Source organism: Massilia niabensis (genome assembly GCF_042655085.1).
GTDB classification, from domain to species: Bacteria; Pseudomonadota; Gammaproteobacteria; order Burkholderiales; family Burkholderiaceae_D; genus Telluria; species Telluria niabensis.
In genome coordinates this window covers 1,342,761-1,355,790 of the sequence record NZ_JBHSMU010000015.1, presented here as the reverse complement: position 1 = coordinate 1,355,790, position 13,030 = coordinate 1,342,761, and the positions used below count along the sequence as shown (strand labels likewise).

Annotated in this window: 15 protein-coding genes; 5 read left to right on the top strand and 10 right to left on the bottom strand. The window is 64.0% G+C overall.

Annotated elements, in window-relative coordinates:
• The first annotated feature begins 29 nt into the window (after positions 1–29).
• The 5 genes from ACFPN5_RS20495 to ACFPN5_RS20475 all read left to right on the top strand — a co-directional run bounded on the left by ACFPN5_RS20495 (position 30) and on the right by ACFPN5_RS20475 (position 4,168).
• On the top strand, positions 30–1,346 hold the full coding sequence (locus ACFPN5_RS20495) for an enoyl ACP reductase FabMG family protein (RefSeq protein WP_379785649.1): 1,317 nt from the start codon (positions 30–32) through the stop codon (positions 1,344–1,346).
• 73 nt (positions 1,347–1,419) lie between these two features.
• Positions 1,420–1,620 (top strand): DUF3460 family protein, encoded by a 201-nt coding sequence (locus ACFPN5_RS20490; RefSeq protein WP_379785648.1) that lies wholly within the window; start codon positions 1,420–1,422, stop codon positions 1,618–1,620.
• A 12-nt stretch (positions 1,621–1,632) separates the two neighbouring features.
• Complete coding sequence (locus tag ACFPN5_RS20485) at positions 1,633–2,520, top strand: segregation and condensation protein A (protein WP_379785647.1); 888 nt, start codon at positions 1,633–1,635, stop codon at positions 2,518–2,520.
• Between the two features lie 44 nt (positions 2,521–2,564).
• Positions 2,565–3,404: a pantoate--beta-alanine ligase gene (panC, locus tag ACFPN5_RS20480; RefSeq protein ID WP_379785646.1), complete on the top strand. Its 840-nt coding sequence runs from the start codon at positions 2,565–2,567 to the stop codon at positions 3,402–3,404.
• Between the two features lie 11 nt (positions 3,405–3,415).
• Positions 3,416–4,168 (top strand): PilZ domain-containing protein, encoded by a 753-nt coding sequence (locus ACFPN5_RS20475; RefSeq protein WP_379785645.1) that lies wholly within the window; start codon positions 3,416–3,418, stop codon positions 4,166–4,168.
• A gap of 150 nt (positions 4,169–4,318) precedes the next feature.
• Here the strand turns inward: ACFPN5_RS20475 and ACFPN5_RS20470 are convergent, their stop codons facing one another.
• From ACFPN5_RS20470 to ACFPN5_RS20425, 10 genes are all read right to left on the bottom strand, one after another.
• Positions 4,319–5,524 (bottom strand): EAL and HDOD domain-containing protein, encoded by a 1,206-nt coding sequence (locus ACFPN5_RS20470; protein WP_379785644.1) that lies wholly within the window; start codon positions 5,522–5,524, stop codon positions 4,319–4,321.
• A 46-nt stretch (positions 5,525–5,570) separates the two neighbouring features.
• Positions 5,571–6,206 (bottom strand): protein phosphatase CheZ, encoded by a 636-nt coding sequence (gene cheZ / locus ACFPN5_RS20465; RefSeq protein WP_379785643.1) that lies wholly within the window; start codon positions 6,204–6,206, stop codon positions 5,571–5,573.
• Between the two features lie 2 nt (positions 6,207–6,208).
• Positions 6,209–6,601, bottom strand: coding sequence for a chemotaxis response regulator CheY (gene cheY, locus ACFPN5_RS20460; protein WP_379785642.1), 393 nt, complete (start codon positions 6,599–6,601; stop codon positions 6,209–6,211).
• A 125-nt stretch (positions 6,602–6,726) separates the two neighbouring features.
• Positions 6,727–7,788 carry a protein-glutamate methylesterase/protein-glutamine glutaminase gene (locus tag ACFPN5_RS20455; RefSeq protein ID WP_379785641.1) on the bottom strand — a complete coding sequence of 354 codons (1,062 nt, stop codon included), beginning with the start codon at positions 7,786–7,788 and terminating at the stop codon, positions 6,727–6,729.
• Between the two features lie 17 nt (positions 7,789–7,805).
• Positions 7,806–8,408, bottom strand: a complete 603-nt coding sequence (gene cheD, locus ACFPN5_RS20450) for a chemoreceptor glutamine deamidase CheD (RefSeq protein WP_379785640.1) — start codon at positions 8,406–8,408, stop codon at positions 7,806–7,808.
• Between the two features lies 1 nt (position 8,409).
• The gene (locus tag ACFPN5_RS20445; RefSeq protein WP_379785639.1) at positions 8,410–9,288 is read right to left on the bottom strand and encodes a CheR family methyltransferase; all 879 of its coding nucleotides are present in this window, start codon (positions 9,286–9,288) and stop codon (positions 8,410–8,412) included.
• A gap of 57 nt (positions 9,289–9,345) precedes the next feature.
• Positions 9,346–9,840: a chemotaxis protein CheW gene (locus ACFPN5_RS20440; RefSeq protein ID WP_379785638.1), complete on the bottom strand. Its 495-nt coding sequence runs from the start codon at positions 9,838–9,840 to the stop codon at positions 9,346–9,348.
• Between the two features lie 42 nt (positions 9,841–9,882).
• A complete protein-coding gene (gene cheA, locus ACFPN5_RS20435) occupies positions 9,883–12,012 on the bottom strand; it encodes a chemotaxis protein CheA (protein WP_379785637.1) in 2,130 nt (709 codons plus the stop codon).
• A gap of 49 nt (positions 12,013–12,061) precedes the next feature.
• Entirely contained in the window at positions 12,062–12,427 is a 366-nt protein-coding gene (locus ACFPN5_RS20430; RefSeq protein WP_379785636.1) for a response regulator, read from the bottom strand.
• Between the two features lie 53 nt (positions 12,428–12,480).
• A complete protein-coding gene (locus ACFPN5_RS20425) occupies positions 12,481–13,029 on the bottom strand; it encodes a chemotaxis protein (RefSeq protein ID WP_379785751.1) in 549 nt (182 codons plus the stop codon).
• Position 13,030 lies beyond the last annotated feature (1 nt).

Below are 13,030 nucleotides of genomic sequence, written 5' to 3'. Positions count from 1 at the left end.
CTTCAAACTCTTTGATAGGTAGCTAAAAAATGACCGAATTGAATCCCCTCCGCCACATCCCGCAAGCGAACGTGTTCCGCAAGGGCGACGTCTTCGTCCTGTTCGGCGAACTGTTCGGCCGCGGCTATGTGAACGGCCTGATCGATGAGGCGCGCAAGGCCGGCATGACCATCGTCGGCATTACCGTCGGCCGCCGCGACGAGACCGGCGCCCTGCGCGCCCTGACCGCCGAAGAGCATGCCGAGGCCGAAGAAAAGCTGGGCGGGCGCATCGTCAACGTGCCGCTGATGGCCGGCTTCGATATGGATGCCCCTGAAGGCGAACAGAATCCGACCGAAATGCTCTCGGGTGTCACCCTGAAGGGCTGGCAGGAAGACAAGCTGGACTGGGAAAAGATCGAGCGCTGCCGCGAAGCCGGCGTGCGCCGCTTTACCGAATCGGCTGCGCAAGTCATGGGCGAGATCGACAAACTGGTCCCGGCAGGCGCGAACGTCTTCTTCGCCCACACCATGGCCGGCGGCATTCCCCGCATCAAGGCCTTCTTGGCCATTGCCAACCGCATCTACAAAGGCCGCGGCGAGCGCTTCATGTCTTCGCGCGCCCTGCTCGACAGCGATCTCGGCAAGCTGATCCTGATGAATTTCGACGAAGTCAGCGCCAACACGCTGAAATACCTGATCGACGCCTCGGGCGCGATCCGCGAACGCGTGACGGCAGCGGGCGGCGAAGTACGCTACACGGCCTACGGCTACCACGGCACCGAGATCCTGATCGGCGGCAAGTACCAGTGGCAGACCTATACCAACTACACCCAGGGCTATGCCAAGATGCGCCTGGAAAGCATTGCCGAGGCCGCCTGGAACGGGGGCGTCGCCGCGACCGTCTTCAACTGCCCGGAAATCCGCACGAACTCGTCGGACATTTTCGTCGGCGTCGAACTGTCGCTGTTCCCGCTGCTGGCCGCGCTCAAGAAAGAAGGCGGCGGCGCCTGGGCCGAGCAGCAGTGGCAGATCTGCCAGGACCTGCTGGGCGAAGGCACCTCGCTGCAGTCGCTGCTCGACACCATCGAGCAATACAATAACGACGCCACCAGCGCGCAGTTCCGCAATTTCGAAGCATGGCCGATGGACAATACCCCGGCCCTCGCGGACGTGATGATCGGCACTTCGGAAGCGATGACTGCCCTGCACAAGGACAAGAAGGCCCTGATCACGGACCACCTGTCCTCGCTGGTACTGGAAGGCGCCGGCCCGCTGATGTTCCATGGCGCATCGGAAAAGATTGCCCCGGTGCTGTGGCTGAACCACGACATCATCGCCCGCCAGCTGAACGCGCTGCACCCTTAAACCTTGACGCCGGGAGGCCGTGGGCAGAACAATCTGCCTCGCCGTCCCGGCTTCACTTTCCCGAGCTCATAACATGCCGAAATTTACCGGATACGTATCCGACCACACCAAGTTCATCGACGAACTGAAATCGACCACCCCTGGCATGGAAGAGCGCCAGCAGGAAGGCCGTTCCCTGCTGTGGGACAAGCTGCCGATCTCGCCCGACGAAGACGCGCGCATCAAGGAGTCGCGCCTGCGCCAGGGCGCCTATCCGTACCAGAGCAAGGTGTAAAGGCTGACAGGCATGCTGCCGGAACAGGTCGCACCGGATGCGCCGGTCGCGAATGTGCTTGAGGACGGCGCATTGCCAGTTGACTCCGCCAGCCTCGACGATGCCGCCAAGGCAGCCACGGTGGCGGCCACTGCACGCCTGTACGGCGAGCCGCTGCTGCGCATGCCCAACGACCTCTACATTCCGCCGGACGCGCTCGAGATCTTCCTCGACGCTTTCGAGGGACCGCTCGACCTGCTGCTGTACCTGATCCGCAAGCAGAACTTCAATATCCTCGACATCCCGATGGCGCAGGTCACCCTGCAATACCTGGTCTACGTCGAGCAGATCCGCAAGAGCAACCTGGAACTGGCCGCCGAGTACCTGCTGATGGCGGCGATGCTCATCGAGATCAAGTCGAGGATGCTTCTCCCCAAAAGGCAGGACGAGCTGATTGAAGATGCGGGCGACCCGCGCGCCGAACTGGTGCGGCGCCTGCTGGAGTACGAGCAGATCAAGCTCGCCGCCGTGCGGCTCGGCACGCTGCCCCAGGAAGGGCGCGACTTCCAGCGCCCTTCGCTGCACGTCGAGCAAAGCCTGACGCCGACCCTGCCCCAGGTCGACCCGCACGACCTGCAGCGCGCCTGGCTGGACGTGATCCGTCGTGCCAAGCTCACCCAGCACCACCGGATCGGGCGCCAGGAACTGTCCGTTCGCGAGCACATGTCGGCCATCCTGCGCACGCTCCAGTCCCAGCGCTTCGTCGAATTCGGCGAACTGTTCGCCGGCCAGGAGTCGGTGCCGATCGTCGTCGTGCATTTCGTTGCCCTGCTCGAACTGGCCAAGGAAACCCTGGTCGAAATTACCCAGGCCGAACCGTTCGCGCCGATTTATGTACGCCTGGCATACTCGCCCGCATAAGCGGGCGGGTATGCTGCTTACTCCTCCCTCCTACACTCCACACCATGAAAATCATTACGACCATTGAGGAACTGCGCGACCAGATGCGCGGCCAGCTGCGTACCGCCTTCGTGCCGACGATGGGCAACCTGCACGAAGGCCACCTGTCGCTGATGCGCCTGGCGCGCAAGCATGGCGACCCGGTGGTGGCCTCGATTTTTGTCAACCGCCTGCAGTTCGGCCCGAACGAAGACTTCGACAAATACCCGCGCACCTTCCAGGCCGACGTCGCGAAGCTGGAAAAGGAAGGCGTCTACGTGCTGTTCGCGCCGACCGAGAAAGACCTGTATCCGGAGCCGCAGGAATACCGCGTGCAGCCGCCGGACACCCTGGGCAACACCCTGGAGGGCGAATTCCGCCCCGGCTTCTTCGGCGGCGTGTGCACGGTCGTGACGAAACTGTTCTCATGCGTGCAACCGCGCGTGGCCGTGTTCGGCAAGAAGGATTACCAGCAGCTGATGATCGTGCGTAACATGGCGCGCCAGTTCGCCCTGCCGACCGAGATCATCGGCGCCGAGACCTACCGCGCCGAAGACGGCCTGGCCCTGTCGTCGCGCAACATGTACCTGTCCCCAGAAGAACGCGCCGAAGCCCCGGCCCTGTACCAGGGGCTGAATTTCGTCGCCAACGAGATCCGCGGCGGCCACCTCGACATCTTCTCGGTCGAGCGCGAAGCGATGGCGCAACTGTCGGCACGGGGCTGGAAGCCGGATTATATCTCGGTGCGCAAGCGCATCGACCTGCAGCCGCCCTCGGCCGGCGACCTGGCCGAAGGCGCGCCGCTGGTCGTGCTCGCCGCGGCCAAGCTCGGCACCACGCGCCTGATCGACAACCTCGAAATCTGAGACCCCTTGCCGTGACCGATTCCTTTTCCCGCCCGCCCCGCAAGGGCCCGCCACGCCCGGACGACCTGCTGGCGCGCATCGCGCCTACCATGTCGCCGCACGAGATGCGCGACCCGTTCGACATCGGCGAGACGCTCACCTCCCTGGCCGAGTCGGGCGAGCCGATTACCATTTTCCCTGCGGGACAGACCGAGCCGATGCTGGCGCGTATTGCGTCGGTCGATCCGGAAGAGCCGCATTTCGTGCTCGACCTCGCCGGCGAGTTCGGAATTCCACCCGGACCTGCCACCTTCGTCGCTGCCCTTGGCGGCAATGCGAAGCTGCAGTTCGACCTGGAAAGCGACTGGACCGCCCTCGACGAGCCGAACCTGGTGCCGGCCGTATTCCCGGAAACCTGCCTGGTCCTGAACCGGCGCGCCGCACCGCGCCTGGACACCCCCGTCAACGGCAACTACGCGGCGACGTTCACCCTCACGAACAAGCAGTTCGAACTGCCGTTGTGCGACTACTCGGTCGGCGGCGTCGGCCTGCGCGCTTTGCCTGAACAAGCGGCGGAACTGCATCTGGGACGCAAACTGAAGAGTGTGCGCCTGCAGCTGGGGCCGGCACTGGCGATCGTCGCCGACCTGGAAATCCGCCTGCTGCGCCCGTTCCGCAGCTTCCTGCTGGGCGAGCAGGTGCAGATCGGGTGCAGCATCGACAATATCGAGATGCAGATGCGGCAGACGCTGGAGCGGTTGGTGACGTCGAATCGGGGGCGGTAGCAGGGCCGACCGCGCGACGGGTGGCGCGGTGTGGTACTCATCCGCTAGTTGAACGCTGCATGCTTCTCGACTGCGGTCGATCTTGACCGGTAGGGTGGGCGGGTTTCCCGCTCACGCGTTCAACTGCCCCTGCGCAGTGGAACAAACTGCTTACTGCGTCACCGCCTGCGCCCACGCCAGCGCCGACAAGTGCGCCTTGTTGACTTCGAACGGGCTGAGGTCGAGCGACCCCGCCAGCGATCCGACGAGGTTCGAACTCAGCTCGCAGGCTTCGGCCAGCGCCAGATATTGCCCGTACATCCCTTCGCGCCGCAGCAGTGCGCGCACGACTTCGGGCGGCAGCGGGATCGTTTCCAGCACCGCCTGCATCGGCAGCCCGAGCAGGCGGTCGAGCAGGGAGAACATGCCGGCGACGAACAGGTTCTCGCCCTCCCCCTTCGGCAGCGCCTTCAAGCCTAGCAGTTCGGTCAGGCGGCCGCGCACGACGGCCGTTTCCATCAGCACCGGCGAGTAGCCGCTTTCGCTGGCGCCGGCCAGCAGCAGGGTCAGCCAGCGGTACAGGGGCGCATAGCCCATCAGGCTGATGGCCTGGCGGATCGACTGCACCTCGCGACCAGCGCCGAAACCGGCCGAGTTGATGTTGCGAAGCAGCTTGTAGGTGAGCGCCGGGTCGCGCTTGAGCACGCTTTCCAGCTTGGGGATGTCTTCGTTGTTCTGCACCATCTGCATCAATTGCAGGATGATGGTCTGGGCCGGGTTCAGGCCCTTGACCGGGTTGCCCGGGCGCGGGGTCAGGTGCAGCTTGCCCACGAAGGCGTCGAGGCCGAGCGCGGCGCAGGCATCGTAGTCGATCCAGTTGCTGACCGGGCGGCCCAGCATGCGCAGGGACGACTGCTTTGCCGCCGCGTAGCTGCGCGCCTGCTCGGCCACGTTGATGCCGGCAAAGCGCATCTCCACGTGCGAGGCATAGGGCGTCAGCGCCTTGGTGAGGTGTTTCGGTTCGAGGCCGCGCAGCGAGATGCCGACGCCGCCGGTGCGCACGGCCTGGATGGCGGCGCGGGCGTTCGGGTCCATCAGGTGGCGCGCCTGCAGGGACAGGACGGTGCGCTCGGGCGGCAGCGCGAACAGCGCGTCGGTCGAGAGCATGGCCGGGACGGCGTCGAGATAGAGCTGCTTGTCGCGCAGCAGCCAGCCGTGGTCTTCGTGCTGGACGTGTTCGGCAACGAAGCCGACCAGGGTTTCCAGCTCGGCATCCGGGACGGGCTGGCCGCCCCGCTGCCACAGCAATTCGTAACCGATGACCCGTTGCGCAGGGTCGAGCAGCGGTTCGCGAACAATGTAATTAGTGTGATGCATGGATACAGTCGCGAAGAAATCGATGGCGGCCTGGCGCCGCCCTTGCTTAGAAGCCCAGGCTATCCAGGAGGTCGTCGACCTGGCCCTGGTTCGCCACGACTTCGACGTTGCCCTCCGGCTTGATCTGCGGCCCGTTCAGCAGGCCATTGTCGAGGTCGCGCTTGATTTCGTTCGGGGCGAAATCGATGAGTACCTGTACCAGCTGCTTTTCCAGGTCCTGGGCGATCGAGGTGATCTTGCCGATCACCTGGCCGGTCAGGTCTTGGAAGTCCTGCGCCAGCATGATGTTCATCAGCTCGGCGCGGGTGCTCGCCGCCGCGCGCTCGGATTCGGCCATGGCCGCCACGGTGCGCTCGGCCAGCGCCCGCCAGTCGGATTCGCCCGCCGTGCCGCTGTCCAGCAACGCCTGCCATGAGGTACGCACATCCGCGCTGCGGCTTTCGACGATGTCCTGCAGGGGTCCGGCAGTATCGGTCGCGTCCAGTACGCGCTTGGCAGCCTGCTCGGAAAGCCGCGCCACGTAGTCGAGGCGGTCGCGCGCATCCGGGATGTCGCTGGCTGCTTTTTCGACCAGCTTGTCCAGCCCCAGGCCGCGCAGGCTGTCGTGCAGCGTGCGCGTCATGTGGCCGACCCGGCTCAGGACTTCCTCGTGCGAAACTGCCTCGGCGCTTGGCTGGAGCATGATTACGCCTTTTCCATTTTCTCGAAGATCTTGTTCAGCTTTTCGTCGAGCGTGGCCGCGGTGAACGGCTTGACGACGTAACCGCTGGCGCCGGCCTGGGCGGCCGCAATGATGTTTTCCTTCTTCGCTTCCGCGGTGACCATCAGCACCGGCAGCTTGGCCAGCGCCGGATCGGCACGAATGTTCTGCAGCATGGTCAGGCCGTCCATGTTCGGCATGTTCCAGTCGGAGACCACGAAGTCGAAAGTTTCGCTGCGCAGTTTGGCCAGCGCCATCACGCCGTCTTCTGCTTCGTCGACGTTCGCGTAACCCAGTTCTTTCAACAGATTCCGGACAATGCGGCGCATCGTCGAGAAATCGTCAACAACCAGGAAACGCATCTTTGGATCAGCCATGAAATACTCCGTTGTTTCTTTTGCTAATGGTTAGTGTGGCTTGAGTCGATGCAACAAGCAGACTCAAGAATAGCAGTTTTGTTGCCGTACGGCGATAAAAGCGGCGGAAAAGGAGTCGATACGGATCAAACGCGCAACGCTCGGCCGGCCTGGAACGACATGTGGCCGAGTACCAGTCCCGGCAGTGCCGTGAGCGGGGCCACTTCGTGGGTGGCGCCGATCGCAATGGCTTCGCGCGGCATGCCGAAGACGACGCACGAGGCTTCGTCCTGGGCGAAATTCTGCGCCCCTGCGTTTTTCATTTCCAGCATACCAGCGGCGCCGTCTTTTCCCATGCCCGTCAGGATCACGCCGACCGCATTCTTGCCGGCAGCCAGCGCCGCCGAGCGGAACAGCACGTCCACCGAGGGCCGGTGCCGGTTGACCGGTTCGCTCTGCTCGATCCTGGTCATGTAGTTGGCGCCGGAGCGGGCCAGCAGCAGGTGCGAGTGGCCCGGTGCGATATAGGCGTGGCCGGGCAGCACGCGCTCGTTGCCGGCCGCTTCCAGCACGCGGATCTTGCACAGCGAATCGAGGCGCCGCGCGAACGAACTCGTGAACCCTTCCGGCATGTGCTGCGCGATGAGGATGCCGGGGCAGTCCGACGGCATCTGCATCAGGAATTCGCGGATGGCCTCGGTGCCGCCGGTCGAGGCGCCGATGATGATCAGTTTTTCCGACGAGGTCAGCGGGCTGCGCAGCTGGGGCAAGGCCGTGGTGGGCGTCGCGCTGACGCCCGTACGCTTCACGCGCGCCCGCGCCGCGCCGCGGATCTTGTCGGCAATGAGTTCGGTGTACTCGCGCATGCCGGCCTGGATCGAGAGCTTCGGCTTGGTCACGAAGTCGACCGCGCCCAGTTCGAGCGCGCGCATCGTGATTTCCGAGCCGCGCTCGGTCAGGCTCGAGACCATCAGCACCGGCATCGGGCGCAAGCGCATCAGCTTTTCCAGGAAGTCGAGCCCGTCCATCTTCGGCATCTCGACATCCAGGGTCAGCACGTCCGGGTTGTGTTTCTTGATCAGTTCGCGCGCGACGAGCGGATCGGGCGCCGTGGCGACAACCTCCATGTCGGGCTGCGAATTGACAATCTCGCTCATCACGCTGCGGATCAGGGCCGAGTCGTCGACGATCAGGACCTTCGTTTTCATCGTCATTTCCTTCTCCATCAGAACAAATCGATCTCGCCGCCCACCGGCTCGACCTTGAGCCGCCGGGCGTAGTCGAGCTCGCGCTTGGCGAGCGTATCGTTCTGCGTTTGCATCAGTTTCTTGACCATGACTTTGCCCGTGCGTGGGAAGAAATACACCTTGCGCGGATGGATGTCGTTCAGGTCTTCAGCCAGCACCGGAATGCGTTCGGTCTTCAGGAAATTCATCACAAAAGCGGCATTCCGCTCGCCAACGTTAATCGCGGTAAAGCCGCGCAGCACGGCGCCGCCGCCGAAGACCTTGGCTTCCAGGTGCTCGCGCCGTGCGCCTGCCTTGAGCAGGTCGTTGATCAGGACTTCCATGGCGAAGGTGCCGTAGCGCATCGAGGCCGACACCGGGCTGCCGGCGTCGCCGCCGCCGTCCGGCAGCATGAAGTGGTTCATCCCGCCCAGGCCTGTCACGCGATCGCGGATGCAGGCCGACACGCAGGAGCCGAGCACGGTGACGATCAGCATGTTCTTGCCGGTGTAGTAGTACTCGCCCGGCAGGATCTTCGCCGCGTCGCAGTCGAAGGTGCGGTCGTAATAGACGTTGGTAGCGAACTGGTTGTTGGAGTGCATGCTAGGCTCGACGGTCGTTGCGAATGTCATTGAGTTCGTAGACAGTCTTGCCACGCAGGCGCAGCGAGTTTGATACGTACAGGAAGTTTTCGGAGTGGCCGGCAAACAGCAGCGCGTGCGGCTTCATCAGGGGCACGAAGCGCGCCAGGATCTTGCGCTGCGTTTCCTTATCAAAGTAAATCATCACGTTGCGGCAGAAGATGGCGTCGAATGCCCCGCCGTTCTGTCCACCCAGCGCCCAGGTCTCCGACAGCAGGTTCAGCTGGCGGAAGGTCACGAGCTGCCGCAATTCCGGGCGCACGCGCACCATGCCTTCGTGGCGGCCTTTGCCGCGCAGAAAGAAGCGCTTGAGGCGCTCAGGTGCCATCTTCTCCACGCGCTCGATCCCGTACATGCCTTCGCTCGCCGTCGCCAGCACATTCGTGTCGATGTCGGTGGCGATGATCTGCACGGGCGGGCTCAATGTGTCGAAGGCTTCGCACAGCGTCATGGCGATCGAGTACGGCTCTTCGCCGGTCGAACTGGCCGAGCACCAGATGGTGAGCGGCGCATTGTCGCGGGCGCGCGCGCCCAGGGCATGATCAGCCAGCAGCGGGAAGTGGTGCGCCTCGCGGAAGAACGAGGTCAGGTTCGTGGTCAGCGCGTTGGTGAACGATTCCCACTCCTCTTTCATGCGCCCCCCTTCCAGGTCGTCGAGGTAGGTGGCGAAGGACTGGATGCCGGTCGCGCGCAGGCGCCGCGCCAGGCGGCTGTAGACCATTTCCTGCTTGCTGTCGGCCAGCGAGATCCCGGCGCGGCTGTAGATCAGGGCGCGCACCCGCTCGAAGTCGGCGCGCTTGAAGTCAAATTCCTTGACCGTATCGGATTTCTGTAACGGCACTTTGCCTTGCCTTCATTGTTGCCGGCCGCAGCCGGCGGTTGCTCGGTGCCGTACGACTTACGCTGCCAGCTTGTTGTCGATGAGTCCCATTTCGGCGGACGACATCAGGCGGTCAATATCGACCAGGATCAGCATGCGCTCGTCGATGGTGCCGAGGCCAATCAGGTAGTCCGAACTGAAGGTCGTGCCCAGGTCCGGGGCCGGCTTGACCTGGTCCGGCGTGAGCGTGGTGACGTCCGACACGCTGTCGACCACCATGCCCATCACTCGGCCGGCGATGTTCAGGATGATCACCACCGTGAACTGGTCGTAGGTCGGCGTGCCGAGCTTGAACTTGATGCGCATGTCCACCACCGGGATGATGATGCCGCGCAGATTGATCACGCCCTTGATGAACTCGGGCGCGTTGGCAATGCGGGTCACGGCTTCGTAGCCGCGGATTTCCTGCACTTTCAGGATGTCGATGCCGTATTCTTCCGAGCCAAGCGTGAAGGCCAGGTATTCGCTGCCGGCGCCGTCGTTGGCATGGGAGATGTTATTGGTCATGGACATGGTGTTTTCCTAGTTAGTAGCGGTGTAGTTTCAAGCATCAGTTCAGGCAGCGATGTCGCCGGCCAGCTGGCGTGACGAGCGCACCAGCGCCGCCACGTCGAGAATCAGCGACACGCCGCCGTCGCCCAGGATAGTCGCCCCGGAGATGCCGGCCACCTTGCGGTAGTTCGCCTCCAGGTTCTTCACCACCACATGCTGCTGGCCGACCAGGTCGTCGATCAGCAAGGCGGCGCGCCTGCCTTCGGATTCGAGGATGACGACGATGCCCTCGGCCGGGTCCTGGACGCGGGCGGCAATGCCGAACACGCCGTGCAGGGCGATGAGCGGCAGGTATTCGCCCCGCACCTTCAGCACCTGGCCGCGGCCGGCGATGTCGCGGATGTCTTCGCGCCGCGGCTGCAGCGACTCGACGACATAGCCTAATGGAAGGATATAGATTTCCTCACCGCAACGTATCGTCATTCCATCCAAAATGGCGAGTGTCAGCGGTAATGAGATCGAAATCGTGGTGCCGAAACCACGGGCGCTCCGGATGTCGACCGAGCCGCCCATCGAAGTGATATTACGTTTGACAACATCCATGCCGACGCCGCGTCCCGACACGTCGGTCACCACATCGGCCGTGGAAAAGCCCGGTGCGAAGATCAGCTGCCAGACCTCGGCATCCGGCATGTTGTCGGACACGGCGATGCCGTTCTGCGCCGCTTTCGCGAGGATGCGCTCGCGGTTCAGGCCGGCGCCATCGTCGGCCACTTCGATGACGATGTTGCCGCCCTGGTGGCCGGCCGACAGGAACAGGCGCCCCGCGTCCGACTTGCCGGCGGCCCGGCGCGTGTCGGGCATCTCGATGCCGTGGTCGATGCTGTTCCTCACCAGGTGGGTCAGCGGGTCGACGATGCGCTCGATCAGGCCCTTGTCCAGTTCGGTTGCGGCGCCGTGCGTGATGAAGTCGACCTTCTTGCCGAGTTTGCCGGCCAGGTCGCGCACCATGCGCGGGAAGCGCGAGAACACGAAGTCCATCGGCATCATGCGGATCGACATCACCGCTTCCTGCAGCTCGCGCGTGTTGCGCGTGAGCTGGGAAACCGAGGACAGCAGGCGCTCGTGCAGCATCGGGTCGAGCCCGCTCGAGCGCTGTTCGATCATGGCCTGGGTGATCACCAGCTCGCCGATCAGGTTGATGAGCTGGTCGACCTTTTCGACCGAGACCCGGATCGAGGACGACTCGGCGCCCTTCTCGTCCTTCTTGACCGCCTTTTTCTCGGCGATCTCGACGAGGGTGCCGGCAACCGGCACGACGGGTACCGGCTCGACGCCGGCCAGGGCGCGGATCTGCTCGATCGGCTGGAAGAAGCCGTAGCCGCGCTCGTCGTCGCTCAATTCTTCAGCGGGCGCCGGAGTATCGTCCGCCAGGTCGAAAAAGCCGTAGCCCTGCTCGTCCTCGATGCGGGCGCGCTCGGCCGCTTCAAGCGCGCGCTGCTCGGGCGTGAGCGGCGGCGCCTCGAAAATCTTCAGGTCGTCCGGGTTGAGCACGAAGGAGCAGATGGCGACGACGTCTTCCAGGCTTTCCTGGGTCGTGATGACCAGCGCGCTGCGCCCGCCGGCCAGCGGCGTGACCGACACCCGCCCCATCAGGCCGAGTTCGTCCACGAGCGCATTCACGTCGCGCTGTTCGACCACGGGCAGCTCGATCTTGTAGCGGCGCGCGCCCTCGCCCGCCTGGACGGGGGCTTTCGGTTCGGCGTGCAGGAAGGACGGCGCTACCAGGATCGCGCCCGGCACCAGGCCTTCGGACAGGTCGTGCAGCATCATGCGCACGTTGGCGACGCTGTCCTGGTCGACGGGGGCGCCGTTGCGGTGGCCGTCGAGCTGCATCTTGAGCGTGTCTTTCGCGGCCAGGAAGGCGTCCACGTGCTGCGACGTGAGCGCCATCTCGCCCTTGCGGATACGGTCCAGCAGGGACTCGAGCACGTGCGTGACTTCGCTCATGTCGGTGATGCCGAAGGTCGAGGCCCCGCCCTTGACCGAGTGCGCGGTGCGGAAGATTGCGTTCAGGTCTTCCGGGTCGGGCGCGGCCACGTCGACGGCGAGCAGCAGCCGCTCCATTTCGGCGAGCAGCTCTTCGGCCTCGTCGAAAAAGACCTGGTAAAACTGGCTGATGTCGATCGTCATGGTGAAACCTTGCTGGAAAGCCCGTGCATTCGGTGCTGCGTCATGCGGTTCAGCCGATGACTTTTTTGACGACCTCGATCAGGCGCTGGGGGTCGAAGGGCTTGACCAGCCAGCCATTCGCACCGGCCGCACGGCCTTTCGATTTCATTTCGTCCGACGATTCGGTGGTCAGCATCAGGATCGGCACCTTCTGGTACTCGGGCAGGCTGCGCAGGTGCTTGATCAGCGACAGGCCGTCCATGCGCGGCATGTTCTGGTCGGTCAGGACCAGGTCGACGACCTGGTTGCGTGCCTTGTCCAGGCCATCCTGGCCGTCGACCGCCTCGACCACCTGGTAGCCGGCTGCCTTCAGGCTGAACGCCACCATCTGGCGCAGCGAGCTCGAATCATCGACCGCGAGAATTGTTTTAGCCATCTTGTGCTCCTGCTGTTTTCGTAGTTGGGTTGCGGCGCGTTCTTGAAACACTGTCAGAACAGTTCGATGTCGCCGCTTTCGAGATGCTGTTGTTCGACCGACTTGCGCAAGACGCTGCGCAGCTCCAGCGACTGGATCGCCAGCGCCATGCTGACCTTGCCCAGGCGCTCGACGATTTCGTCGCTGCCCGTGCCCGGACGGATGAGCGACCCGTGTTCGTCCAGGGTGCCGAGGAATTCGCGCAGGCCCGTCACGCGCTTCAGGGTACGGTCGATCAGCTGGCTCGTCATGTCCTGGAACTGCATGCTGGTGATCGCCGAATTGACGTGGGTGCCGATTTCGCCCGACATCGCCGCCAGCTTGGCGGTTTCTTCAGCCGTCGGGGTACCGCCGGCCAACATGCAGTCGATCGCTTCCTGGCGCGCGCCGACCGCGCTGTGGATGGCGATGAAGCTCGTGGTCAGCTTTTCCACTGCTTCTTCCAGCAGCAGGCCGGTCTGCAGCAGGTCGGTCTCGACCTCGCTCAGGTGGCGCCGGCCATGCGTGGACACGCCCGACAGCAGGCGCTTCACGTGCGAGCCTAAAATCTTTTTTCTTGCCATC

Excerpts from the sequence above, each read along its gene's own strand:
- cheD (WP_379785640.1), bottom strand. The coding sequence starts at position 8,408 with ATGCACTCCAACAACCAGTTCGCTACCAACGTCTATTACGACCGCACC.
- ACFPN5_RS20490 (WP_379785648.1), top strand. The coding sequence starts at position 1,420 with ATGCCGAAATTTACCGGATACGTATCCGACCACACCAAGTTCATCGAC.
- panC (WP_379785646.1), top strand. The coding sequence starts at position 2,565 with ATGAAAATCATTACGACCATTGAGGAACTGCGCGACCAGATGCGCGGC.
- cheY (WP_379785642.1), bottom strand. The coding sequence starts at position 6,601 with ATGGCTGATCCAAAGATGCGTTTCCTGGTTGTTGACGATTTCTCGACG.
- ACFPN5_RS20430 (WP_379785636.1), bottom strand. The coding sequence starts at position 12,427 with ATGGCTAAAACAATTCTCGCGGTCGATGATTCGAGCTCGCTGCGCCAG.
- ACFPN5_RS20425 (WP_379785751.1), bottom strand. The coding sequence starts at position 13,029 with ATGGCAAGAAAAAAGATTTTAGGCTCGCACGTGAAGCGCCTGCTGTCG.
- cheZ (WP_379785643.1), bottom strand. The coding sequence starts at position 6,206 with ATGCTCCAGCCAAGCGCCGAGGCAGTTTCGCACGAGGAAGTCCTGAGC.
- cheA (WP_379785637.1), bottom strand. The coding sequence starts at position 12,012 with ATGACGATCGACATCAGCCAGTTTTACCAGGTCTTTTTCGACGAGGCC.
- ACFPN5_RS20495 (WP_379785649.1), top strand. The coding sequence starts at position 30 with ATGACCGAATTGAATCCCCTCCGCCACATCCCGCAAGCGAACGTGTTC.
- ACFPN5_RS20470 (WP_379785644.1), bottom strand. The coding sequence starts at position 5,524 with ATGCATCACACTAATTACATTGTTCGCGAACCGCTGCTCGACCCTGCG.
- ACFPN5_RS20485 (WP_379785647.1), top strand. The coding sequence starts at position 1,633 with ATGCTGCCGGAACAGGTCGCACCGGATGCGCCGGTCGCGAATGTGCTT.
- ACFPN5_RS20455 (WP_379785641.1), bottom strand. The coding sequence starts at position 7,788 with ATGAAAACGAAGGTCCTGATCGTCGACGACTCGGCCCTGATCCGCAGC.
- ACFPN5_RS20440 (WP_379785638.1), bottom strand. The coding sequence starts at position 9,840 with ATGTCCATGACCAATAACATCTCCCATGCCAACGACGGCGCCGGCAGC.